Annotated in this window: 21 protein-coding genes; 10 read left to right on the top strand and 11 right to left on the bottom strand. The window is 76.0% G+C overall.

Features of this window, described 5'->3' with window-relative positions; translation table 11 throughout:
* Positions 1–42 precede the first annotated feature (42 nt).
* A complete protein-coding gene (locus tag ABFX46_RS17335) occupies positions 43–1,017 on the bottom strand; it encodes a helix-turn-helix transcriptional regulator (protein ID WP_346043321.1) in 975 nt (324 codons plus the stop codon).
* An 81-nt stretch (positions 1,018–1,098) separates the two neighbouring features.
* On the opposite strand from ABFX46_RS17335, the gene ABFX46_RS17330 reads away from it, so the two are divergent.
* Positions 1,099–1,929, top strand: coding sequence for an alpha/beta fold hydrolase (locus ABFX46_RS17330; RefSeq protein ID WP_346043320.1), 831 nt, complete (start codon positions 1,099–1,101; stop codon positions 1,927–1,929).
* A 126-nt stretch (positions 1,930–2,055) separates the two neighbouring features.
* Positions 2,056–3,090, top strand: coding sequence for an alpha/beta hydrolase (locus ABFX46_RS17325; RefSeq protein WP_346043319.1), 1,035 nt, complete (start codon positions 2,056–2,058; stop codon positions 3,088–3,090).
* Between the two features lie 161 nt (positions 3,091–3,251).
* Here ABFX46_RS17325 and ABFX46_RS17320 read toward each other — a convergent pair whose 3' ends face one another.
* Positions 3,252–5,126: a glycoside hydrolase family 3 protein gene (locus tag ABFX46_RS17320; RefSeq protein WP_346043318.1), complete on the bottom strand. Its 1,875-nt coding sequence runs from the start codon at positions 5,124–5,126 to the stop codon at positions 3,252–3,254.
* 193 nt (positions 5,127–5,319) lie between these two features.
* Positions 5,320–6,609 carry an AI-2E family transporter gene (locus tag ABFX46_RS17315; RefSeq protein ID WP_346043317.1) on the bottom strand — a complete coding sequence of 430 codons (1,290 nt, stop codon included), beginning with the start codon at positions 6,607–6,609 and terminating at the stop codon, positions 5,320–5,322.
* Between the two features lie 193 nt (positions 6,610–6,802).
* Between ABFX46_RS17315 and ABFX46_RS17310 the strand changes: the two genes are divergently transcribed.
* Positions 6,803–7,222, top strand: a complete 420-nt coding sequence (locus ABFX46_RS17310; protein WP_346043316.1) for a YciI family protein — start codon at positions 6,803–6,805, stop codon at positions 7,220–7,222.
* Positions 7,223–7,328: 106 nt separating this feature from the next.
* A complete protein-coding gene (locus tag ABFX46_RS17305) occupies positions 7,329–8,636 on the top strand; it encodes an RNA polymerase sigma factor (protein WP_346043315.1) in 1,308 nt (435 codons plus the stop codon).
* 52 nt (positions 8,637–8,688) lie between these two features.
* Here the strand turns inward: ABFX46_RS17305 and ABFX46_RS17300 are convergent, their stop codons facing one another.
* The gene (locus ABFX46_RS17300; RefSeq protein ID WP_346043314.1) at positions 8,689–9,066 is read right to left on the bottom strand and encodes a YybH family protein; all 378 of its coding nucleotides are present in this window, start codon (positions 9,064–9,066) and stop codon (positions 8,689–8,691) included.
* A gap of 151 nt (positions 9,067–9,217) precedes the next feature.
* Here ABFX46_RS17300 and ABFX46_RS17295 point away from each other — a divergent pair, with 151 nt between their 5' ends.
* On the top strand, positions 9,218–9,661 hold the full coding sequence (locus ABFX46_RS17295) for an acyl-CoA thioesterase (protein ID WP_346043313.1): 444 nt from the start codon (positions 9,218–9,220) through the stop codon (positions 9,659–9,661).
* 41 nt (positions 9,662–9,702) lie between these two features.
* On the opposite strand, the gene ABFX46_RS17290 is transcribed toward ABFX46_RS17295, so the two are convergent.
* Together ABFX46_RS17290 and ABFX46_RS17285 are read right to left on the bottom strand one after the other, a co-directional pair.
* A complete protein-coding gene (locus ABFX46_RS17290) occupies positions 9,703–10,653 on the bottom strand; it encodes a hypothetical protein (protein WP_346043312.1) in 951 nt (316 codons plus the stop codon).
* Between the two features lie 55 nt (positions 10,654–10,708).
* A complete protein-coding gene (locus tag ABFX46_RS17285; RefSeq protein WP_346043311.1) occupies positions 10,709–11,440 on the bottom strand; it encodes a TetR/AcrR family transcriptional regulator in 732 nt (243 codons plus the stop codon).
* Positions 11,441–11,532: 92 nt separating this feature from the next.
* On the opposite strand from ABFX46_RS17285, the gene ABFX46_RS17280 reads away from it, so the two are divergent.
* Both ABFX46_RS17280 and ABFX46_RS17275 read left to right on the top strand, forming a co-directional pair.
* Positions 11,533–12,480 carry an ATP-binding cassette domain-containing protein gene (locus tag ABFX46_RS17280; RefSeq protein WP_346043310.1) on the top strand — a complete coding sequence of 316 codons (948 nt, stop codon included), beginning with the start codon at positions 11,533–11,535 and terminating at the stop codon, positions 12,478–12,480.
* Positions 12,481–12,510: 30 nt separating this feature from the next.
* Complete coding sequence (locus tag ABFX46_RS17275) at positions 12,511–13,290, top strand: ABC transporter permease (RefSeq protein ID WP_346043309.1); 780 nt, start codon at positions 12,511–12,513, stop codon at positions 13,288–13,290.
* On the opposite strand, the gene ABFX46_RS17270 is transcribed toward ABFX46_RS17275, so the two are convergent.
* The gene (locus ABFX46_RS17270; protein WP_346043308.1) at positions 13,188–14,279 is read right to left on the bottom strand and encodes an EamA family transporter; all 1,092 of its coding nucleotides are present in this window, start codon (positions 14,277–14,279) and stop codon (positions 13,188–13,190) included. The two genes, ABFX46_RS17275 and ABFX46_RS17270, sit on opposite strands and share 103 nt — an antisense overlap.
* Positions 14,280–14,427: 148 nt before the next feature.
* Between ABFX46_RS17270 and ABFX46_RS17265 the strand changes: the two genes are divergently transcribed.
* Both ABFX46_RS17265 and ABFX46_RS17260 read left to right on the top strand, forming a co-directional pair.
* On the top strand, positions 14,428–17,268 hold the full coding sequence (locus ABFX46_RS17265; RefSeq protein WP_346043307.1) for a hypothetical protein: 2,841 nt from the start codon (positions 14,428–14,430) through the stop codon (positions 17,266–17,268).
* Between the two features lie 303 nt (positions 17,269–17,571).
* Complete coding sequence (locus ABFX46_RS17260; protein WP_346043306.1) at positions 17,572–18,711, top strand: helix-turn-helix transcriptional regulator; 1,140 nt, start codon at positions 17,572–17,574, stop codon at positions 18,709–18,711.
* A gap of 64 nt (positions 18,712–18,775) precedes the next feature.
* Here ABFX46_RS17260 and ABFX46_RS17255 read toward each other — a convergent pair whose 3' ends face one another.
* The 3 genes from ABFX46_RS17255 to ABFX46_RS17245 form a co-directional block, all read right to left on the bottom strand.
* Entirely contained in the window at positions 18,776–19,399 is a 624-nt protein-coding gene (locus tag ABFX46_RS17255) for an ATP-binding protein (RefSeq protein WP_346043305.1), read from the bottom strand.
* Between the two features lie 381 nt (positions 19,400–19,780).
* A complete protein-coding gene (locus tag ABFX46_RS17250) occupies positions 19,781–19,981 on the bottom strand; it encodes a DUF3040 domain-containing protein (protein ID WP_131945174.1) in 201 nt (66 codons plus the stop codon).
* Positions 19,982–20,037: 56 nt separating this feature from the next.
* Positions 20,038–21,657 carry a glycoside hydrolase family 10-like protein gene (locus ABFX46_RS17245; protein WP_346043303.1) on the bottom strand — a complete coding sequence of 540 codons (1,620 nt, stop codon included), beginning with the start codon at positions 21,655–21,657 and terminating at the stop codon, positions 20,038–20,040.
* A 166-nt stretch (positions 21,658–21,823) separates the two neighbouring features.
* On the opposite strand from ABFX46_RS17245, the gene ABFX46_RS17240 reads away from it, so the two are divergent.
* Complete coding sequence (locus ABFX46_RS17240; protein ID WP_346043302.1) at positions 21,824–22,582, top strand: LAGLIDADG family homing endonuclease; 759 nt, start codon at positions 21,824–21,826, stop codon at positions 22,580–22,582.
* 66 nt (positions 22,583–22,648) lie between these two features.
* On the opposite strand, the gene ABFX46_RS17235 is transcribed toward ABFX46_RS17240, so the two are convergent.
* Positions 22,649–23,593, bottom strand: coding sequence for a S1C family serine protease (locus ABFX46_RS17235; RefSeq protein WP_346043301.1), 945 nt, complete (start codon positions 23,591–23,593; stop codon positions 22,649–22,651).
* Between the last annotated feature and the right edge of the window lie 27 nt (positions 23,594–23,620).

Below are 23,620 nucleotides of genomic sequence, written 5' to 3'. Positions count from 1 at the left end.
ACCGGCCTTCCGCGACCGGGCCGCCGCGGTCCGTGCCCGGGTTCACCGGGCGGCCTGCTCCTCCAGTGACCGGGCGAGGTCGCGGATGTGGCCGCGCAGCTCGTCGGGGCGGCGGACGGTGAAGCCGAACCCCAGCCCGGCCAGCATCCGCGCGGCCCCGTCCAGGCGTTCGGCGCGCATGGTCATCACCACTCCCCCGTCTTCGGCCGCGGCCTCGGTGAGCGTTGCGACCGATGCGGGGATCCGGCGGCGGGCCTCGTCGAGGGCGGCGTCCAGCACGACCTCGACCTCGTGGGTGTAGGGGACGCGCGCCAGTGACGCGGTGACGTGCCGGACGGGGTCGACGTCGCCGGGGACCTCGAAGGCCGCGGTGCCCGGCTCGGCGGCGGTGATCCGGTCGACGCGGAACGTGCGGGTCTCGCCGCTGCGGTGGTCGTGGCCGGTGACGTACCAGCGCCCGGAGTGGAAGACCAGCCCGTAGGGGTCGAGGTCCCGTTCGCTGTCCTCGCCGCGCCAGGACCGGTACCGCACCCGGACGCGGCGCCGCTCCCGGGCGGCGGCGGCCAGGGTGAGGACGGTGCCGGTGCCGGGTGCGGCGGCCGCGGGGGCGGTCCGGTCGGGCGCGGTGAACCCGAGCGTGTCGCGCAGTGCCTGGATCCGGTCGCGCAGCGCGGCGGGCAGGACGCGCTGCACCTTGGCCAGGGCGGTCTCGGTGGCCTGCCCGGGCAGGCCCATCCGCCGTCCGGCGAGCAGGCCCAGGAGGACGGCGGCGGCCTCGTCGTCGGTGAGCATCAGTGGCGGCAGCTTGTAGCCGGGCATGAGCCGGTAGCCGCCGTGCCGGCCGCGGTCGGCGGTGACGGGGACGCCGAGGTCGTCCAGGCGGGCGGCGTAGCGGCGGACGGTGCGCTCGTCGACGCCGAGCCGCCGGGCCAGTTCGGCACCGCCGATGCGGTGGTGGGCCTGCAGCAGCTCCAGCATCGCCAGGACGCGGGTGGTCGGGTGGGACGGCTGTGGCACGGGTCACTCCCCTGATCCGGGCGGATCCTGTCCGGTATTCACCGTAGCGTGCGGGTGTACCCACCGATGAGAGGACGCCCGATGAACACCGAAGCGACCACCGGCCCGACCGCAGACCCGACCGCGGGCATGGACGCGGGCATGGACGTCCGGCCGGGGGCGGCGACGTTCGTCCTGGTCCCCGGGTACTGGCTCGGCGCGTGGGCGTGGGACGAGGTCGCGGCCGTGCTGCGCGCGGCGGGCCACGACGTCCGCGCCGTCACTCCCGCCGGGCAGGCCGAGCGGGCCGCGGAGCCCGCGCCCGGCCCGGGCGGCGTCGACGTCGACGCCCAGGTCGCCGGGATCGCGCGGGTCATCGAGGACGGCGGCCTGCGCGGCGTCGTCCTCGTCGCGCACAGCGGCGCGAACATGGCGGTCACGGGCGCCGCCGACCGGATGCCCGACCGGATCGCCCGGGTCGTGTACGTCGACACCGGCCCGATGCCGTCCGGGATGGCCGCGATCGACTTCCACGACCCGGACGCGCGCGCGGAGCTGGAGCGGGCGGTCGCCGAGGAGGGCGGCGGCCGGTGGATCCCGGTGCCGCCGTTCGACCCGGACGCCGACCCGGTGAACCTCGCCGGGCTGACCGCCGCGCAGCTGGCCGCGATGCGCGAGCGGGCCACGCCGCAGCCGTTCGGGACGGCGACGCAGCCGGCGGCGCGCCCCGATCCGCTGCCGGACACGCCGCGGACGCTGATCGCCACCACGATCCCGCTGGCCGCGGTGCGGGAGATGGGCGGGGCCGGGCACCCGGTGTTCGCGGGGATGACCGGCCCCGGCTGGACCTACCGGGAGCTGCCGACCGGGCACTGGCCGATGTTCTCCAGGCCCCGGGAGCTGGCCGCGCTGCTGGCCGAGGCGGCCGGATGACTCACTTCTCCACAGCGCCGCGCCCATTTCTTGTAACCCGCCCATGTAGATCATTTCGGCTCGGGCGAGGACACTCTCCCGGAGTCGCGCGGCCACGGGGGTCGGGCCTGATCGCGAGGTGAGCAGATGACACCCACCCTCCGCCGCCGGTCCCACCGGGTGCACTGGCGGCGTTCGCTGGCGTCCGGCGCGATCGGCGTCGTCCTCGTCGCCGGGATCGGCGCGGTGGGCGCCGGGTCGGCGCAGGCGCTGGCGGGGCCGGTCAGGGCCGACGACGGTGCGCGCATCACCGCGGAGAAGAAGATCGCCTCCCGCGAGGTCGACATCACCATCGACTCGCCGGCGCTCGGCACGTCGGTGAAGGCCCGGCTGCTGCTGCCGGCGAACTGGAAGCGGGACTCGTCCGCGACGTGGCCGGTGCTGTACGCCTTCCACGGCGGGCAGGACGACTACACCTCCTGGACGCGCAACACCGACATCGAGGCGTGGGCCGCCAAGTACAACGTCATCGTGGTGATGCCGGAGGGCGACAACGGCTCCTACACCGACTGGTACAACTACGGCAAGGGCGGGACGCCCAAGTGGGAGACCTTCCACACCGCCGAGGTGCGCCAGCTGCTGGAGCGCAACTACCACGCGGGCGCGCTGCGCGCGGTGATCGGGAACTCCTCGGGCGGCGCGGGCGCCATGGCGTACGCGGCGCGGCACCCGGGGATGTTCAGGTACGCGGCGTCGCTGAGCGGGATCCTGTCGATGCGCTCGATCGGGATGCCGGCGATGCTGATGTTCACCAACGCCGGCAACGGGCAGGACCCGTTCGCGATCTGGGGCGTCCCGTGGGCCGACGACGCCAACTGGCAGGCGCACGACCCGGCGACGCTGGCGCCCAAGCTGCGCGGCACGGGGCTGTTCTTCTCCGCCGGGACGACGGGGCGTCCGGGCCCGGGCGACCCGGACGTGGCGCCGTGGGACATCGGCCTGCTCAGCGAGATCGCGGTCGGCGCGAACAACAAGGACTTCCAGAAGCGGCTGGACGAGCTGAAGATCCCCTACACGGCGCACATCTACGGCGACGGCCGCCACAACTGGCCGGCGTGGGTGCGCGAGTCGAAGTTCATCTGGCCGACGCTGATGAAGTCGATCGGCGCGCGGCAGGCGTGACCCCGGTGCCCCGCCTCCGCCGGTCGGCGGCGGGGCGGGGGCGTGTGCGGGACGGTGCCCGGCCCGGTTCCGCGGCGGCTGCGGCTGCCGCCGCGGAACCGGGCCGCCGCCTTTTCCGTCCCGCGGTCCGGGCGGGGTCCGGGCGGGGGTCAGTGCGGGGGTCAGTGCGGATAGCGGAGGCCGTGCCCGAACGGGTAGAGGACGGTGCCGGGGTCGTCGCGGGCGGGGATGGCGACGGGCAGCCGCCCGGACGGGTTCAGCTCCCCGAACAGCGCCTTGCCGGCCGACCGGAGCGCTTCGGCGGTGTAGGAGTAGGTGGCGAGGTAGGTGGCGGCCTCGGGGAACCAGGCGATGTCGTAGGGGTCGCGGACGGCGATGACGACGACGGGTTTCCCGGTGGCGATGAGCGCCTTGACGAGGTTCATCTGGCCGGGCCCGTTGTGGCCGGGTTCGTCCTCGGCGTCCCAGGCGCGGTTGGTGACGGCGACGACGAGGTCCTGGTCGCGGGCGGCGGCGACGGCCTGGTCGATCTGGGCCGGGCCGGGGCTGATGCCGGTCTGCCGGACGGTGGCGGTGGCGCCGCGCCGGGCGATCTCGGTGCCGATCGCGGCGGTGGTGGCCACGCCCCATCCGGTGACCAGGACGTCGCGGGGGCCGGGCCGCAGCGGCAGGACGCCGGCGTCGTTGCGGACGAGGGTGGTGGTGCGGTCGGTGGCGCGCTGCGCGGCGGCCAGGTGCGCGGGCGTCCCGACGGTCCGGCCGACGCGGGACTCGTCGGCGTAGGGGTCGCGGAACAGGCCGCGGCGGCGTTTGAGGTCCAGGATCCGGTAGACCGACGCGTCGATGCGCCGCTCGGTGAGCCTCCCGGTGCGGACGGCGTCGACGACGGCGGCGAGCTGGCGGGGGAACAGGCCGGTGCCGTCGGCGTCCGCGGGCGGTTTGAGCAGGACGTCGGCGCCGGCCTCGAGGGCCAGGACGGGGATGTTCTCGTCGCCGTACTTGTCGCGGACGCCCTGCATGTCGAGCGCGTCGGTGACGATGACGCCGCGGTAGTGCAGCTGCTCGCGCAGGATGCCGGTGAGGATGGGCCGCGACAGGGTGGCGGGGTCGCCGGAGGGGTCCAGGGACGGCACGACGATGTGCGCGGTCATGATCGCTTCGGCGCCGCGGGCGATCGCGGCGCGGAACGGCGGCAGGTCCAGGCGCTCCCATTCGGCGCGGGTGTGGTCGATGGTGGGGACGCCGGTGTGGCTGTCGGTGGTGGTGTCGCCGTGGCCGGGGAAGTGCTTGACGGTGGCGGTCACTCCGCCGGCCCGGTATCCGCCGAGCTGCGCGGTGACCATGCCGGCGACCAGGCCGGGGTCGGATCCGAAGGAGCGGACGCCGATGACGGGGTTGGCGGGGTCGGTGTTGACGTCGGCGTCGGGCGCGTAGTCCTGGTTGACGCCGATGGCGCGCAGTTCGCGTCCGGTGATGCGGGCGAGGGCGCGGGCGTCGCCGGTGCGGCGCCCGGCGGCCAGGGCCATGGCGCCGGGCGACTGGGTGGCGGGCGGCTGGATCCGGGCGACGATGCCGCCCTCCTGGTCGGTGGCGATGGTGGCGGGGACGCGGTGCGGCTGGGCCAGCGCGGCGCGCTGGATGCCGTTGGAGAACGCGGCGACCTGCGCGGGGTCGCGCACGTTGTCGGAGTAGTAGATGAACCCGCCGGGCCGGTAGCGGGCGATGACCTGCGCGGCGTTGTCGACCCCGTAGAGCCTGCGGTTGGCGGCGACGGCGGCGGGGTCGGAGGTGTCGGCGGAGGTGCCGTAGACCTGCAGGACGAACAGCTGGGCGGCCTTCTCCTCCAGCGTCATCGACCGCAGGATCCGCAGCAGCGCCGGGTCCCGGCCGTGCGCCCCGGGGCCGCCGGGGCCGCCGGGGCCGGGTGGGGTGCCGGCGTGGGCGCCGGGCGCGTCCAGTGCGTTCAGCGCGGTGACGGCGAGGATCCCGGCGGTGAGCCCGACGGCCCACCGGCGGCGCGTGCGGGGACGGTTCATGACGGCTCCCTCCGGCCCCCGAGCTGCCCGATGATCATGCTTCTCCTCCGGCACGCTAACCCGGCGCGGCGGCGCCGTCCACGGCAATGCTCGACGAGGCGTCCGCCGGCACCGGGCCACGACACCGGGCCACGACGCCGGGCGCCGACGCCGGCCGGGACGCGGGCCCGGACGCGGGCTCCGGGGCGGGCGGTCATGAGCGGCGCAGCCAGCGCCACCAGCGGGCGCCGGGGCGGTCGGGCTCGGTCAGCGGATGCTCCTCGATGTCGTAGCGGCGGACGTAGGCGCCGGCGAACGCCTGCACGCTGGCGCCGAGCGGGATGGCCAGCAGCACCCCGAAGGGCCCGGCGACGGCGGCGCCGGCGAGGATGAGCCCGAACGCGACGGCGGGGTGCATGTCCAGGGTCCGCGCGGTGATGCGCGGCTGCAGCAGGTAGTTCTCCAGCTGCTGGTAGGCGAGGATGAACAGCAGGATCCACAGCGCGGTCGCCGGGGAGGCGGTCAGCGCGATCAGGACGGGCACCGCGCCGGCCAGGTAGGTGCCGATGGCGGGGATGAACTGCGACACCACCCCGACCCACAGCGCCAGCGTCGCGGCGTAGGGGACGCCGAGGACGGCCATGGCGATGTAGTGGGCGACGCCGGAGATGAGGGCGAGCAGCCCGCGGGAGTAGATGTAGCCGCCGGTCTTGTCGACGGCGATCTCCCAGGCGCGCAGGACCTCCCGCTGGCGGCGCGGCGGGAGCAGGGAGCAGACCGTCCGGCGGAACTGGGGCCCCTCGGCCGACAGGTAGAAGGTGAACAGCAGGACGCCGAGGCCCTTGAAGATGACGCCGAACGCGGTGGCGCCGATGCCCCACACGTTCTGGGCGAGGGAGGTCAGGTGCCGCGACAGGGCGCCGGTGACGGTGGGGAGCCGCTGGAACAGGGTGTCCTGCGACAGCCGCGTCCCGAAGGTGTCGTTGACCCAGCCGATGAGGTGGCGGACGTAGCCGGGGAACCCGTTGATGAGGTGGGTGGCCTGGGTGGCCAGCAGCGACCCGATGCCGCCGAGGAACCCGGCGGCCAGCACCCCGACGACGACGAACATCAGCGCGGTGCCGGCGCCGCGCCGCCAGCCGTGCCGGGCCAGCCAGTTCACCGCGGGCTCGATCGCGAAGGCCAGGAACAGCGAGGTGAGCAGGAGCAGCAGCAGTTCGCGGAGCCGCCCCAGCAGCCACAGCACCGCCAGGAACGCCAGTACGACCGTCCCGGCGAGGACGAACGCGCGCGGCAGCCACGGCGGCATCCGGCGCGGCCCGTCGGGGCGCCTCGCCGGCGCGGGCGGGCCGCCGGGGCCGCCGGGGCCGCCGGGGTCGTCGGGGTCGTCGGGCGGCGCGTCGGGCGGGACGTCGGCGGGCGCGTAGGCGGGGGTGTCCCCGGGAGTGCCCTCGGGGGTGCCCTCGGTCCTGTCGCGGGACGGGTCGCCGGGCGTCTGCGGCATTCACGCACGGTAACCGCCCCGCTCCGCCCATAACGGTCATGTGCCCGCGAGCCGGGGCAACCTTTGCCGAGGTTTCAGCCGCCCGGAGAAGTCCGGAAGAAAATTCGCCCGCCGTGTTGATCCGGGGCATCCTCGTTCGACCTAGGGATGGGAGGGGGCCGCAGGGCCCCCGGGACGATCCGGGAGCAGGACGATGAAGTACATGCTGATCATGCGCGCGACCGACGAGGCCTTCGCCGGGATGGCCGACACCGACTTCGGCGAGATGATCGAGACGGTGGGCCGCTACAACGAGGAGATGATCCGGGCCGGCGTGCTGCTGGCCGCCGAGGGCCTGGACGACGCCGCCGAGGGCGTGGTCGTCGACTACTCCAGCGAGCCGCCCGTGGTCACCGACGGCCCCTACGGGGAGACCAAGGAGCTGTTCGGCGGCTTCTACATCCTGAACGTGTCCTCCAAGCAGGAGGCCGTGGAGTGGGCGAAGCGGTCGCCGATGACGGGCCCGGGCTTCAAGACCGAGATCCGGCGGGTCACCACGATCGACGAGTTCCCGCAGGACAACGAGTGGGTCAAGAAGGAGCGGGCGTGGCGCGAGGCCACCGGTCAGCTGTGACCGGACCCGCTGTGACCGTGCACGCCTTGGTCCGGGGCGCCGTGGCCGTGGGCGCCGTGGCCGTGGGCGCCGTGGCCGGGGGCGCCGTGGCCGGGGGTGCGGGCGGATGAGCGGGGCGACGGGCCGCGAGGCGGTCGCCGCGGTGTGGCGGATCGAGTCGGCCCGGATCGTCGGCGCGCTCGCCCGCTACACCGGCGACTTCGCGCTGGCCGAGGACCTGGCGCAGGAGGCGCTGGCCGAGGCGCTGGTGACGTGGCCGCGCGACGGCGTGCCGGGCAATCCGGCGGGGTGGCTGCTGACGGTCGGGCGGCGGCGCGCGATCGACGCGTTCCGCCGCCGGGCCGTCCGCGACGACCGGTACGCCGCCCTCGCCCGCGGGCTGGGCGAGGGCGGCGCCGCCGCGGGCGCCGTCCCCGCCGGGTCCGCCGGGCCGGCGGGGACGGGGGACCCGGCGGACGGGGACGTGCTGTGGGATCCGGACCGCATCGACGACGACGTGCTGGCGCTGATGTTCATCTCCTGCCACCCGGTGCTGTCGCGGGAGGCGCGGGTGGCGCTGACGCTGCGCGTGGTCGGCGGCCTGACCAGCGACGAGATCGCCCGGGCGTTCCTGGTGGCGACCGCGACCGTCCAGGCCCGCATCACCCGGGCGAAGAAGACCCTCGGCGCGGCGCGGGTGCCGTTCGAGGTGCCGCCGGCCGCGGAGCGGGCCGGGCGGCTCGGCTCGGTCCTCAACGTGATCTACGTGGTGTTCACCGAGGGCGCGTCGGCGAGTTCGGGCGCGGAGCTGATCCGCGCGGAGCTGGCCGGGGAGGCGCAGCGCCTGGCGCGGGTGCTGGCGCGGCTGATGCCCGGCGAGCCGGAGGTGCACGGCCTGCTGGCGCTGCTGGAGCTGACCGCGGCGCGGTTCCCGGCCCGCACCGGCCCGGACGGCGAGCCGGTGCTGCTGGAGCGGCAGGACCGGGGCCGCTGGGACCGGGCCGCGATCGGCCGGGGCCACGCCGCGCTGGCCCGCGCGGTGCGGGCCGGGCGGGGCCTCGGCCCCTACGGCCTGCAGGCGGCGATCGCCGAGTGCCATGCCGTCGCCCCGTCGGTCGAGGCGACCGACTGGGACCGGATCGTGGTGCTGTACGAGGCGCTCGGCCGGCTGGCGCCCTCGCCGGTGGTGGAGCTGAACCGGGCGGTGGCGGTGTCGATGGCGCGGGGCCCGGCGGCGGCGCTGCCGATCGTGGACGGGCTGGCGGCGGCGGGGGCGCTGGCGGAGTCGCATCTGCTGCCGACCGTCCGCGGGGAGCTGCTCACCCGCCTGGGGCGCGGCGGCGAGGCGCGCGCCGAGCTGGAGCGCGCCGCGCGCCTGTGCGGCAACGAGCGGGAGCGGACGGTGCTGGAACGCAAGATCGCCGCACTCCCCTGACCGGCGCCCGCCCTCCGGCCCGCCCGGTCGTGCCCGAGGGGCGGGGCGCCGGTCAGGCGGGGCCGCCGCCGGGCGGGGTGACGAATTCGGGCTGGTCCAGGACGCGGAGCCAGCTGCCGTCGGGCTGGCGGCGGACGACCTGGGCGCGGGCGCCGGCGCCGTCGCGGGGCGGGGTGGAGGTGAGCGCGAGGTCGCCGCTGATCAGCGTGGGCAGCGGTTCCTCGGGCTCGAAGCGGGGGCGGGCGGCCAGCACCTTCTCCCACAGCGCGCGGATCGCGTCGCGTCCGACGGTCTGCGAGCCGGGCGGGTAGGCCATCACGGCGCCGGGCTCGTAGAGGGCGGCGACGCCCGCCGCGTCGCCGGCGTTGGAGCGTTCGACGAACAGCCGCGTGATGTCCTCGGGCCGCATGGCCTTCTCGTATTCGGTCATGGTCTCTGTCCTCCGTGTGCGTGGTCTGCCTTCCATGCTGCTCGCCGCATGCCCAGAAGTCCAAGAGATAGATGTTCTCGCCACTAGAAGCGGTGCTTATGAAGCGGTGGCTGCGGGTCCGGCGTACGCGGGATGAGGCAGGATGCCCGGTATGGCGGACGTGTTCACGCATCGGCTGCGGGTGCGGTACAGCGAGTGCGATCAGCAGGGCGTGGTCTTCAACGGCCACTACCTGTTCTTCTACGACGTGGCGCTGACGGAGATGTGGCGGGCGCTGATCGGCGACTACGGCGCGATGGTGGACGGCGGCTACGACCTGGTGGTGGCCGAGGCGCGGATCCGCTACCGGGAGGGCGCGCGGTTCGACGAGGTGCTGGCGGTGTCGATGCCGGTGGCGCATCTGGGCACGACGAGCATGATCGTGCGTCCGGTGTTCCGGGTGGGCGAGCGGCTCATCGCCGACGGGGAGGTGCGACACGTGTTCATCGACCCGGCGTCCAAGGCCAAGCGGGAGATGCCGGCGCGGGTCCGCGCGGCGTTGGAGCCCCATCTGGACGCGGCGGCCGAGACGGCCGGCACCGGCCCGGCCTCCTAGCCCGCCGCACCGCCGCTCCCCCGCCTCGACCGCCCTCCGGCTCAGGCGGCGAGGCCGGCGGTCAGTCCGTCGGCGCGGCGTTCGAGGTCGTCGAGGCGGGCGTGCAGGGCGGTGCGGAGCCAGGGCGCACCGGCGGCGCAGTGCGCGAGCATCCACGGCAGCAGCGCGGCGGCGTCGTCCCGCTCCCCGATCGAGCGGTGCGGCGGATACGGCACCGCCGGCCCCGGCGCCGGATCGGCGTCGGCGGGCAGCGCGCGGCACACCACCACCGGGGTGGTGATCCCGCCGCCGGGCAGGGCGGCGGCGAGGCGGGCGAGGCCGCCGGGGAATGCGGCGCCGCAGACGACGGCGACCAGGTCGGGGCCGCGGGGGCCGCCGGTCTCCAGGGCGTCCAGGACGCCGGCGGCCGGGTCGGCGATGTCCTGCGGGCCCGGGCCGGTCTCGATGACCTCCAGCCGGTCGCAGACCCGCTCCAGTGCGGCGCGCAGCATGGCGGCCTGCGGCGGGGGCGCCGGGGCGTCCAGGACGAGCGCGACCGTGCCGGTGAAGCGGGGGAACGCGGCGGGGACGGCGGGCAGGGCGGGGCGGCGGGCGGCGATGAGCGCGTCGGCGGCGGGGTGCTCCAGGACGAACCGCAGCACGGCGCGGGTGGTGTGCTTGTGGTTGGCGCGCAGCCGCCGCAGCGCGAGCAGGGCGGTGAGGGCGTGCGCGGGCGGCAGGCCGAGGCTCAGGACGCGGGCGGCGCGGGCCTGCACGGCGCGGGCGGCGCCGTCCATGCCGGCCTGGGAGGCGGCGAGGACCTGCAGCAGCACGCGGGCGCGCTGCCAGGGCGCCGCGGCGGGCGCGAGGCCGAGCAGCGCGTAGCCGTCGGGGTCGGCGGCGTGCGCGGCGCGGTGCAGGTCCGCGTCGTCCCAGTGCGGGGCCGCTCCCCTGGGCAGGGTGAGGGCGGTGCCGTGGTGCTCCAGGTGGGCCAGGAGCGTGGGGGTGTCCATGATTGTTCGCCTCCGCGATCACGGAGTGTAGGAACGATCGGGGACTGCCCGGAACTCAATTTCCGGTGCCGGGCGGCGCGGGGGGTGCGGCGGGGGGTGCGGCGGCGTAGCCGCCGAGGCCGTGTTCGAGGAGGTCGAAGGTGCGGGCGGCGGCGGCGTAGACGTCGTCGCGCATCTCCTCCAGGGTCTCCCCGGCGCGCTTGCGGGCGGCGATCTCGGTGACGAGGGCGCTCTGGGCGGCGTGGATCATCGCGGCGGCGGCGCGGGGGGTGAAGTCGTCGGGGCCGGCCCCGGTCTCCTCGGCGAGCAGCACGGCGAGCTCGTCCTCGATCCGCTGGCCGAGTTCGCGCATGCGCGCGGTGAGGGCGGGGCTGTCGTGGACGGCCTGGAGCCAGGCGTCGGCGCCCTCGTGGAAGGCGGTGCGGTACTCGCCGGCGTCCAGGCCCTCGAAGAACCGGCGGCGGAACAGGGCGACGACGCTCTCGCCGGGGCGGCGGTCGCGGACGTCGCGGGCGGCGGCCTCGACCATCTCGTCTTCACGGTCGAAGAACAGGTCCTCCTTGGTCTTGAAGTAGTTGAAGACGGTGTTGACCGACACGTCGGCGGTGCGGGCGACGTCGGCAATGGTGACGTTGTCGAATCCGCGCATCAGGAACAGGCCGGTCGCGATGTCGGCGATGCGGCGGCGGGTCTCGCGCTTCTTGCGCTCGCGCAGGCCCAGCCCCGCCTCCGGCCGCGCCTCCCGTCCGGCGCCGGGCCCGGTGCTCGGGACGGTCTCCTCTCCCATGCCCGCATCCTACCTTCGCTGGTGCCACTGAAAACTTGGAGTGACTGCAAATTTGTGGTTACTCTGTCGAGCATCGTCGTGAGGAGGACATCGTGATCGAGACGCGCGGGCTCGCCCGCACCTTCGCCACCGGGCACGGCCCGGTCGAGGCGGTCCGGGGCGTGGACCTGCGGGTCGCGCCTGGCGAGATCGTCGGGTTCCTCGGCCCCAACGGGGCCGGGAAGACCACCGTGCTGCGGATGCTGACGACGCTGCTGGCGCCGACCGCCGGGACCGCGACCGTCGCCGGCCGGGACCTGCGCCGCGACCCGGCGGGGGTCCGCCGCCGCATCGGCTACGTGGCGCAGGGCGGCGGCACCGACCCGTCCGTCCCGGCCGGGGAGGAGCTGGACCTGCAGGCCCGCCTGTACGGGGTGCGCGGCCGGGCCGCGCGGATCGCCGGGCTGTGCGCCCGCCTGGACCTGGCGGGGCTGCAGGCGCGCCCGGCGGGGTCGCTGTCGGGCGGGCAGCGCCGCCGCCTGGACATCGCGCTCGGGCTGGTGCACCGCCCGCCGCTGCTGTTCCTGGACGAGCCGACCACCGGCCTGGACCTGCAGAGCCGCGGCAACCTGTGGGACCACATCCGCGCCATGCGCGACCGGGACGGCACCACGGTGTTCCTGACCACGCACTACCTGGACGAGGCCGACGCGCTGTGCGACCGGCTGCTGATCATCGACCGGGGCCGGATCGTCGCCGAGGGCGCGCCCGCCGAGCTGAGGCGCCGCGTCGCCGGCGACGTCGTCACCCTGGAGCTCGCCGACCCCGCCGCCGCGGGCCCCGCCCGCAAGGCGCTGGCCGGGCACCCGGCCGTCCGCGAGGCCGCCGTCACCGGGTCCCGCGTGCGCCTGACCGTCGAGGACGGCGAGACCGCGCTCATGGGCCTGGTCCGCGCCCTGGACGGCGCCGGAGTCGAGCTGGCGTCGCTGAACCTGGCGCGTCCCACGCTCGACGACGTGTTCCTCACCGTCACCGGCCGCTCCCTGCGCGACGCCGCCTGACCCGGACCCCCATTCGAGAGGAGAACCGAGATGTCGTTCACGCGGACGGTGTCGGACACGCGGCTGATCTTCCTGCGGTGCCTGCGGCAGACGCTGCGCAGCAAGGTCGCGGTGGTGTTCGGCGCGCTGCAGCCGCTGCTGTACCTGGTGCTGTTCGGACCGCTGCTGCCGGACCTGGCCGAGCTGCGCGGCTCCGGCGGCGGGTCCGGCGGCGGAGCCTGGCGGGTGTTCGTGCCGGGGATCCTGGTGCAGCTCGCGCTGTTCGGCGCCGGGTTCGTCGGGTTCGGGCTGATCGCCGACCTGCGGTCGGGGGTGCTGGAGCGGCTGCGGGTCACCCCGGTGAGCCGGACCGCGCTGCTGCTGGGCCGCGTGCTGCGCGACACGGCCGTCGTGGCGGTCCAGGCGGTGCTGCTGGTGGCGGCCGGGCTCGCGCTGGGGCTGCGCGCCCCGGCGGGCGGCATCGCGGTCGGGCTGGTGCTGGTGGTGTCGCTCGCGGTCAGCGTCGCGTCGCTGTCCTACGTCCTGGCGATGCGGACCCGCGACGAGGACGCGTTCGCGCCGCTGCTGTCGGCGGTGACGCTGCCGCTGATGCTGCTGTCGGGGATGCTGCTCCCGATGAGCCTGGCACCGGGCTGGCTGGACGCGCTGTCGCGGTTCACCCCGTTCCGGTACGTGGTGGACGCGGCCAGGGCGGCGTTCCTCGGCGACTACGCGACCGCGGCGCTCGCCGAGGGCGTGCTGGTCACCGTGGTGCTGCTGGTGGTGTCGGTGGCGCTGGGCGCCCGCCGCTTCCGCGCCGACGACACCTGACCGCCCGGCGGGGCCCCGCGTCCCCCGTCCCCGCTATCGCCTCCCCCGCCCGGTCGGGCGGCGGCGCGGCCGGCGGCGCGCTGGGCGATGTAGGCGCCGGTCAGGACGATCGCGCCGCCGGCCATCTGCGGCGGGGTGAGGCGCTCGCCGAGCACGGCCCAGGCGATGAGGGCGGCGGCGACGGCCTCGGTGTAGCAGATCGCGCCGCCGACCTGCGCGGGCAGCCGCTGCAGGCCCGCGACGCCGGTGAGGTAGGCGATGACGGTGCTGACGATCCCGATCCAGGCGACCAGCGCCCAGCCGGGCGCGGTGTGCCCGGCGAAGGGGACCTGCGCGGGCAGCACCCCCCACGGCAGCGCCCACGGCGCGGCGAATGCGGTGAGCGCGGCGGCGCCGACGACGCTGCCGGCGGTGGTGATGACCAGGGGGTCGACCCGCCCGGTGAGGCGGTCGACGATGAGGAAGTAGCTGGCCTGGCAGGCGGCAGCACCCAGGCCCGCCGCGAGGCCGACCGGGTCCAGGGACAGGCCCGTCCACACCTGCACGACCAGCGCGAGCCCGGCCATGGCGGTCGCGACGCCGGCGGCGGCGGTGCGGTGCACCGGGACGCGGCGCACCAGCCGCAGCCACCCGAGCACGATGACCGGGCCGCTGAACTCCAGCAGGATCGCCACGCCCACCGGCAGCCGCGACGCGGCGACGAAGTAGCACGCCTGGCAGCCCGCGACCCCGGTCAGCCCGTACACGATCAGCGGGCGCGCGTGCGGCCGCAGCCCGGCCAGCCCGCTCCGCAGCGCCCGGCCCCGCACGGCGGCGGCCAGCGGCACCAGCACCAGCGCGGCGACCGCGATCCGCAGCCACACCGCCTGCAGCGGGCCGAGGCCCGCCTCGATCAGCGCCTTGCCGAACGGCCCGGACGCGCCGAAGCACACCGACGACAGCAGCACCAGGCCGAGGCCCGCCGCCCGGGTGCGCGCCGCGCCGTCCATCGCCACTCCCCGCCGCCCGGTGGACCCGCCCCCGCGGCGAGCTCATGAGCATCCTGCCATAACAGTCCTTACACGCCGAAGGGGCGGATACCGGCCCGTAACTCGGGCGATGCCGGACGGACCATGCCGGGCGACTACTATTCGCCGGATGAGCTGGCAGGCGGCCGGGGCGGGGCCCGGCGGAACCGGAGGCGGCCCGAGCGGCGACCTGTTCGCCTCGGTCGAGGGCAACGTGCGCGAACTGGTGGCCTCACCGTGGTGGCAGACCGCCCAGCCCGCCGACCGCGCGGCCCAGGTCGCCGCGCGGATGCTGTGGGGCGCCGGCGAATGGTGGCTCTACGGCGCCTGGGGCCGCTGGTACCGGTGCGGCCTGGACGGCGCCTGGCACCCCTGCCCGCCGCCCGCCGCGTTCGAGGACCGCCGCGTCGCCGTCCCCGCCCCGCGCGGCGCCGGGACCCCGCCGGTCCCGCCGCAGCTGTTCCCCACCGGCCCCGACCTGGCCGCCGGCCGGGTCGCGCCGCTGGGGTTCCTCGGGCCCGTCCCCGACACCGCCGTCGTCGCGCGGATCTCCCAGGCCCTCACCACCGCCCTGGCCGTCGACCCGCAGCAGTTCGCCCAGCGCGACCCCATGTTCCAGCCGGGCACGCCCAGCACCGTCGCCGCCGCGTGGGGCGCGCTGCTGTGGTGCGCCGGATCCCCGGTCGCGCTGACCGAGCACCCGCTGATCGAGTCGTTCATCCCGTTCCTGACCACCTCCGCCGAGCGGCTGCACTGGATGATGCCGCCCGACTTCGCCACCCTCGCCGGCTACTACGTCCACCGGCTCGGCGCCGGCGACGGCGGCGGCGCCGCCCACATCGCCCGCGTCATGTACGAGGTCGCCGCCGGGCTGCGGGCCGACCCCCGGTTCCGGCCCGGAGCCGACGCCCTCGCCGCCATCACCGGGGCGTCGCTGCGGATGGTCAACCAGGACATGGCCACCGTCCGGTACGGGCCCGACGCCGTCCTGCAGGAGTGGCGGCGCCGCTGCCCCGCCGAGTACGCCACCCCGATGGTCCGCGACACCGCGCCCGGCGAGTACCTGCGCCTGGCCCTGTACGACCTGCAGCAGATCGTCGCCGGCCTCACCGGCCCGCGCCCGTCCGCGCCGGGCCGCGGCCACGACGAGGTCCGCCGCGCCGGGATCGCGGTGCTGGCCGCCGACCTGCAGGCCGCGCCGGGCGCGCTGCCGGCGCTGCAGCGCTGGCTCGACCCCGACAGCGCCCGCACGCTCCAGGCCGTCCTGGCCGACCCCGCCAACCCGCTGCGGTCGCTGTGGCCGCGCGACGGGCGGCTCCCGGACGCGCTGCGCGGCGACGACGCCGACGCCCTCGCCGCGCTGCTGGCCACCACCTACACCCTCGGGCTGACGTGGTGCCGGCTCGCGCAGGTCGCACCGCCCGCGACCGGGTTCGCGGTGCCGCAGGCGGTCGCGGCGGAGCTGACGTCCCCGGCGATGCACAGCCCCCCGTCCACCGACGAGCTGTCGGCGTGGGACATCATCAAGGCCGCCCGCGCGCACATGGCCGCCGAGCGCGCCACGTCCGGCACCGACCAGCCGGTCGCGCCGGTGCCCGAGCCGCCGCAGGCCGCGCCGGACCCGCCGCCGGCGGAGGCGCCCGCCCCGGCGGCGCCCGCCCTCGAACCCCCCGCCGCCCCGGCCCCCGAACCGCCCGCGGTCCACCACGAGCAGCCCGCACCGGCGCCCGTGCCCGCACCGGCGCCGCCCGAGCCGCCGGCCGACCCCTACGCCGCGGACGCGCCCCCGCCGCGGATCGCGCCGCCGCCTCCCCCGCCGCTCCCCGAGCCCGCGCCGCAGCCCGACCGGGCACCGGACCCGGTACCGCCGGCGGACGCCACGACCGCCGACGCGGCCGGCGCGGCGCTCTACCCGCCGCCGGCGCCGGAGCCGGCGTGGGCGGCCGAGGCGCAGCGCACGCAGCTGGACACCGACGCATTCAAGACCCAGCTCGACCCGGGCCCGGCCTGGCCGGGGGCCGCCAGCCCCGCCCCGCCGGTGCCCCCGCCCGCCGCCCCGCCCGCGTCACCGCCGGTGCCCGATCCCGAGCCCGTCCGGCACACGACCCTGCCGCCCCCGCCGGCACCGGTGCCCGAGCCGCCGCCCCCGCTCCCGGCCGCACCGGTCGCCGAGCCGGACCCGCAGGTCGCCGAGGCCTACGGGATCCGGTTCCTGTGCGGCGCCGACGACATCGGCCGCGTGGTCACCGAGGTGCGCCGGCGCGGCAAGTGGGCGCGGCGGCTGCGCGGGCAGGAGGTGTCGAGCGCGTCGGCGCCCGCGCTGCTGCTGATCGGCGCGCCGTCCAGCGGGCAGCGGCGGCTGGCCCGGATGGCGGCCCGCGCCCTCGCCGAGGTCGACGCCTCCAGCGGCGAGGTCCACTCCGTGCACGCCGAGGACCTGCGCGAGAACGGCCCCGACGGGCTGCGCGCCGCGCTGGAGGACCACGCGGGCCACGTCCTGCTGCTGGACGGCCTGGACGGGCTGATCCTGGACGAGGCCGACGGCGCCGCGTACGCGTCCGTCCTGTACCGGACGCGGCTGGAGGGCGTCAACGACACGGCGCTGCTCGGCACGTGCGAACCCGACCGGGTCGGGGAGCTGACCGCGGCGGCGCCGGAGCTGACCGCGGACCTGCGCGCGGTCCGGCTGCCGGACCTGGCCGGGCCGCAGGCGCGCGCGGCGCTGGTGCGGCTGCTGGCCGAGGAGCGCAGCCTGCGGCTCGGCGCGGACGCGTGGGCGGTGGTGAACCGCGAGGTGGGGTCGCTGCGGCCGCGCGGCCGGCTGACCGGCGCCCGCCTGGTGGAGGCCTACCTGGACCGCGCCGCGACCCGGCACCTGGGCAGCGCGGAGGCGACCCAGGCGATCGGCAGCGCACTGTCACTGACGGCCGCCGACTTCGAGGGCCTGGCAGCGGAACTGTCCGGCCGCTGACCCCCGCACGCCCGCCGAGGCACCGGAAGCACCCGCTGATCGGGTTTCCGCGCGGGTGAGTGAGCACGCGGCGGGGCTTCGCGCGGTCGGCTTTCGTGCGCTCGGACCAGCGGCAGTAGGTCGTGGACGGGATGTCGGCGGCGACGCCCGGCCAGATGTCGCGTCTGCGTGGTCGCGCCCTCGGGGACGGGGGGCGCCGCCTGTGGTGCGGGGGCGGCCCGGTGGCGGGTTTCGCCTTGCCGGTAAGGGATTTGGGTCCCTGGGGGACGGCGGATTGTCGGTGGCTCGCGTCACGATGGGGGCGTGGATCGCGTTGACCGGCTGCTGGCGCTCGTCGCCGAGTTGCGGGCGGCCTCGCCCGAGCCGCTGGGGCCGGCCGTGCTGGCGGCGCGGCTGGGGGTCGCCGAGCGGACCGTCCGCCGCGACCTGTCGCTGCTGGCGGGCGGCGGGCTGCCGGTGCGGGTGGAGCGGGGCCGCGGCTACGTGCTGCCCGGCCCGCAGGAGGAGCCGGCGCCGCTGAGCGAGGTGGGGTCGCTGATGGGGCCGGTGCGCGGCACGCTCGACGCGGCGGTCCGCACCCGGCGGGTCGTGCGGCTGGCCTACACCGATCAGGCGGGGGCGCGCAGTTTCCGGGACGTGGAGGCGCACGGCCTGGTCATCGCCCCCTATGGGGAGTACCTGGTGGGGTGGTGCCGGATGCGGGACGGCCCGCGGATGTTCCGGCTGGACCGGATCGGCGCGGCGTTCCTGTCGGGGCGGGCGGCCGAGGTGCGGGATCTGGACGGGCTGCTGGCGGCGCTGCGGGTGCCGGTGCCGCGCCCGGGGGACGGTGCGGGGCCGCGGGGCCCGGCCGATCATGTGCGGGCGCGGGCGTGGACGCTGGACCGGCTGGAGTTCGTCCGGTCCCGGCTGCGCGACGCGGCGGCCGAACTGCGCGGCCCGGCGCGGCCGGCGGGGCGGGGGCCGGGCGCGGCGGCGCTGCGCGGGGTGCTGGGGCATCTGGCGGAGTGGACGCGGTGGCAGGCGGCGGCGGTCCGGTCGGCGGCGACGGGCGAGGAGCCGGTGCCGGCGGGCCGTCCCCCGGCGTTCCCGCCGGTGTTCGGCCGGGAGCTGCCCTACGAGGTGCGGGAGCGGATGATCCAGGACGCGATGGCGCTGCGGTCGCTGGGCGAGGTGGCGCGCGATCTGGAGGAGGTGCTGGATTCGGTGGGGCACTGGGCGGCGGGCTGCGACGACGCGCTGTGGCTGGAGGAGCTGCCCGACCCGCGCCCCTACGGGCCGCCGGGTCCGCCGCGTCCGCTGGCGGACCTGCTCGCGGGCTGGCGCGGGCCGCTGGCCCACATCGAGTGGCATCTGGACCGGCTCACCGACGAGCCTCCGGAGCCGCCGCCCGGTGACGGCGAGGAGGTCTGGATGGTCGACCGCTGCCCCCTGCAGGCGTGACCGCCCCGCTGCGGCTGCGCGCGGCCGCCGCCGTGCGGGTACCGGCCGGGTGGGGTGAGGCGGGTCAGCGGGCGGGAGCGTGACCCGGTTCGGGGCGGCGGGGTGCGGGCACGGCGACGCCCGATTCCGCGTCCGATTCCGCGATGCCCGATTCCGGGCGGCCCCCGGCACCAGGTCCGCGGCCACGGGCGGTGGCGCCGTCGCGCCCAGGCTCGGCGCGGAGGTCCGCGGCGCGGGGTTCGGGGGCGCGGTGGGCCGTGGTGCCGGGGCCGGTGGGGGCGAGGTCGCGGGTGAACCAGACGGTCTTGCCGGGGGGCCGGGGGCGGGCGCCGAACTCGGTGGCGAGGGCGGCGACGAGGAGGAGCCCGCGGCCGGCCTCGGCCCAGTCCAGGACGCGGGGCGGGCCGCCGGGGACGGCGGGTGCGGCGGGGTGGGCGTCGCTGACCTCGGCGGTGAGGAGCGTCCCGTCCAGGCGCAGGGCGAGGCGGACGGGCCCGGTGCCGTGGACGACGGCGTTGGTGACGAGTTCGTCGACCATGAGGACGATGTCGCCGGTCGCCGCGGGGTCGCCGGTCTCGGCGGGGTGCCAGCGGCGCAGGGTGCGGGCGGTGAGGTCGCGGGCGCGGGACGCGGCGCGGGCCTCGGCGGGCAGGTCCCACGCGGCGGCCGCCGTGTCTGTGGTGGTCATGGTGTCGTCCCCCGTTTCGTGCCGGCTCGTCCGGCGTGCGGTCATAGTCAGGGACGCGTCCGGTGGCGGGGCGGTGCACGGGCGCAGGCAACCCTCACTCCGGGGTGAGGTGGAGGGCGCGCGGGGTGCCGGTGGAGCGGTCACCCGCCCGGAGCCGTTACAGTGGGATGCGTCGGTGTGGCATGTGTCCCCCGGGCTCTACCTGATGCCTTCGGGGAATACCGCCGGTCCCATGCGGTCCGGGCTGGAGCTTCGTTGTGCCTTTCGCCGTGAGGCGACCACCACACCGGCTTGAACGCCGAGGCCCCGGCGAGTTCGATCTCGCCGGGGCCTCGGCGTTCGCGTGTGCGGTGCGGGGTGGGCGGGCTGGGGAAGCGGGTGTTACAGGACGGCCGCCGCGATGCCTGCGGCGATCGCGGCCAGGACGATGATGACGGCGGCGGCGGTGAGGACGATGGTGCGGGTCCGGCGCCCGCGGGGGGTGCCGTGGCGGGCGAGGCGCTGGGCCAGCCGCGGGTCGTCCTCGCTCAGGCGGACCTCGATCTGGGTGAGGATCCGCTGCTCCTCCATCGACAGCGCCATGCTTCAGACCTCCGGGGGTGATCAGGTGACTGGTTCCTCCCCGCAGATCATGATCATTATCCCTTCGGGGCGGTGACCGTTGCGCCGCGTGCGGGGGCGCTCTCGTGGTGGAGGCGGTTCAGGGCGGTGACGTAGTAGGTGTAGGCGCGGCCGGGTTCGGCGGTGGGGTCGATGATGCCGCCGCCGCGGACGTCGGCGATGAGGCGCTCCGGGTCGACGGGGGCGCAGCCGGGGCCGGTGCCGTCGACGCGGTAGACGGCGTAGGAGGAGGCGCCCTCGGAGGGCTGCCAGGTCACCTTGACGCCCTTGTCGGCGGGGACGGCGGCGGTGCCGTGCACGGGCGGCGGCGCGGCGTTCCCGCCCTGCCCCTTGCCGCTGCCGGCCTCGTCCACGGCGGGGAGGATCGCGGGGCGGGTGTAGTGGTCGTCGCGGAGCCGGGCGGCGAACCCGCGGCGGTTGGCGGCGATGTCGGAGGCGCTGAAGTACACGTCGCCGCGGACCTGCGGGTACTTGGCGTTCAGGGTGAGGTGCCGGGACAGTTCGGCGGGGTCCTTCCAGGCGGCGTCGGCGCCGACGCGGTAGGCGCCCTGCCCGATGGTGAGCTGGACGCCGGTGCCCTTGACCTGGTCGGCCCACCACGCGACGAGCTTGGCGTAGTCGGCTCTGGGGTCGCCGATCGGCCAGTACAGCTGGGGGGTGACGTAGTCGAGCCACCCCTTCTTGATCCATTTGCGGGTGTCGGCGTAGACGTCGTCGTAGCTCTGCAGGGCGCGGGTGGGCGATCCGGCGGGGTCGCTGGTCTTGTTGCGCCAGACGCCGAAGGGGCTGATGCCGAACCGGACCCAGGGTTTGGCGTCGTGGATCTTCTCCGAGAGCGATTCGACGAGGGTGTCGACGTTCTTGCGGCGCCAGTCGGCGCGTTTCATGCCGCCGCCGTAGGCCTTGAAGGTGGCGTCGTCGGGGAAGTCGCCGCCTTCGGGGTAGGGGTAGAAGTAGTCGTCGAAGTGGACGGCGTCGATGTCGTACTTGGTGACGACGTCCATGACGGCCTTGGTGGCCAGGTCGCGGACCTGGGGCAGGCCCGGGTCGTACCACAGGCCCGTCCCGTACTTGCGGACCCAGTCGGGGTGCTGCCGCGCGGGGCTCTTGGGCGACAGCTTGTTCACGTCGTCCTGGCGGGACACGCGGTAGGGGTTGAACCAGGCGTGGAACTCCAGGTTGCGGGCGTGGGCCTCCTTGAGCATGAAGGCCAGGACGTCGTAGCCGGGGTCCTTGCCCTGCGTGCCGGTGATCCACTGCGACCAGGGCTCGTAGGGGGAGTCGTAGAAGGCGTCGGAGTTGGGGCGGATCTGGACGAACACCGCGTTCATGTTCATCGCCCCGGCGGTGTCCAGGAGCCGGGTGTACCGCTTCTTCTGCGCGGCGGCCGAGCCGGCGTCGCCGGGCCAGTCGATGCCGCCGACGGTGGCGATCCACATGCCGCGCAGCTGCCGGTGCCGGGAGTCGCCGGGCGCGGGGACCCGGGTGCATTCGGCCTTGGCGCCCGGCGGCAGGGGGCCGCGCCCGCCGGCCTCGCGCTCGCCGAAGGCGGGGATGCCGCACGCGGCGAGCGCGCCCGCCGCCACCGCGGCCGCCACCGCCGCCGTCACTGCCCGGAACCTGGATCGCGTAGCCATAGCGGCTCATTGTTACGCACCCGTTGCGATGCTCGCGCCAGAACAGCGATGCCCGTGTGCTCCCCAACCATCCTGTTCGCCCCGCTCCACGCCTTGCGATCTTCGAACAGACGCTCAATACTCTCCGTATCGTATTGGATCGTCAGCGTGTTCGAGGGGGTGGGTCATGAGCGCGGGATCCGCGCACCGCGACGGGACCGGTGCGGCCTCGTCGCAGGACCAGGGGCTGGACGGGCGCACGCCGATGCTCATGGCGGACGGGCGCACGAGGCCACTGCGTGCGTTACGGCCCGGCGACCGGGTGTACGGCACCCGGATGGAGGGCCGCTACCGGCGATACATGATCACCGAGGTCGTCCGGTGCCAGGAGGTGCTCAGCACCGCGTTCCTAGTGACGTTGGAGGACGGTACGCGGCTCGCACTCGGCGCGGATCAGCGCCTGCTCAGCGACCGGGGCTGGAAGCACGTCACCGGAACCGAGCAGGGCGGCCGCAGGCGACCGCATCAGGAATGGCGAAAGGGATTCCTGGCCGGAGTATTCGACGCCGAGGGGTCCTGCAGCGGGGGCATCCTGCGGATCTCGAATTCCGACCGGCAGATCCTGCGCATGACGGACGGCTGCCTGCGTCATTTCGGTTTCCGCTCCGTGCGGGAGGAGCCGCGGACGCCCGCCAACGTGCCGGTGTCGGTCATCCGGCTCACCGGCGGCCTGCGCGAGCGGATGCGGTTCTTCCACGCAGTCGACCCGGCCATCACCCGCAAGACGGCCATCGAAGGCATGGCGCTGAAGAGCGACGCCGCGCTCGGGATCACCGCCATCACCCCGCTCGGGCTCAGGTGCTCGCTGCACACCCTCGTGACCGCCGCGGGGGACGCCGTCGCCGACGGCATCATCGTCGGCGCGCCCCGGGCATCCGCCCCGTGACCGACGCCGCCGGCCCGGCGGCGGGGCGGCGGGGCGCGGCGGGCGGTGAAGGTGCGGCCGACCGGGTCAGGCGGGTTCGGGGTCGAGTTCTACCGGTTCGGCGATGACGTCGACCATGGCGCCGTTGCGCAGGACGGTCACGGGCAGCGGACGGCCGATGGCCTCGGCGAACATCAGCTTCTGCAGCGACTGGGCGTGGGAGACGGGCGCGCCGCCGGCGGTCAGGACCAGGTCGCCGCGGCGCAGCCCGGCCCGGTCGGCGGGGCTGCCGGGCACGACCTCGGCGACGCGCAGCGCGTCGTCCTGCCCGGTGCGGGCCCGCAGCGCCGCCGGGACGGGCACCGGGGCGGCGGCCAGGCCGAGGAACGCGCGGCGGACGCGGCCGTCGCTGATCAGTGCCGCGATGATGCGGCGGGTGGTGGCGTTGATCGGCACCGCCAGGCCGAGCCCGATCCCCGCGACCGCGGTGGCGACGCCGACGACCCGGCCCGCGGAGTCGGCGAGCGCGCCGCCGGAGTTGCCGGGGTTGAGGGCGGCGTCGGTCTGGATGACGTCCTCGATGACGCGGACGGCGGTGCCGGTGCGGGTGGCCTGCCGGGTCGGCAGGGACCGGCCGAGCGCCGACACCACCCCGGCGGTGACCGACCCGGCGAGGCCGAGCGGGTTGCCGACGGCGACGACGAGCTGCCCGACGACCAGGGCGTCGGCGTCGCCGAGGGTGACCGGCCCGGGGATCGGCCCGTCGGCGCGGACCACGGCCAGGTCCGACAGGGGGTCGGTGCCGACGACGGCGAAGTCGGCGGTGTCGCCGCCGGAGAAGGCGGCCTGCCCGCCGGCCGCGCGGCCGACGACGTGGGCGTTGGTCAGCAGGAACCCGTCGCCGGTGAACGCCACGGCCGACCCGGAGCCCTCGCCGCGGCGGTCCCGGACGCGCAGCGCCGCCACCCGCGGGGTCAGCTCCCGCGCCACGGCCGACACCACGCGCGAGTAGGCGTCCAGCGGCTCCGTCATCGCCACCTCCCGAATGATTACAGCGTT

Source organism: Actinomadura chokoriensis, assembly GCF_039529475.1.
GTDB classification, from domain to species: domain Bacteria; phylum Actinomycetota; class Actinomycetes; order Streptosporangiales; family Streptosporangiaceae; genus Spirillospora; species Spirillospora bangladeshensis.
The sequence above is the reverse complement of the archived record's forward strand: the minus strand, read 5'-3'. Positions and strand labels throughout refer to the sequence as shown.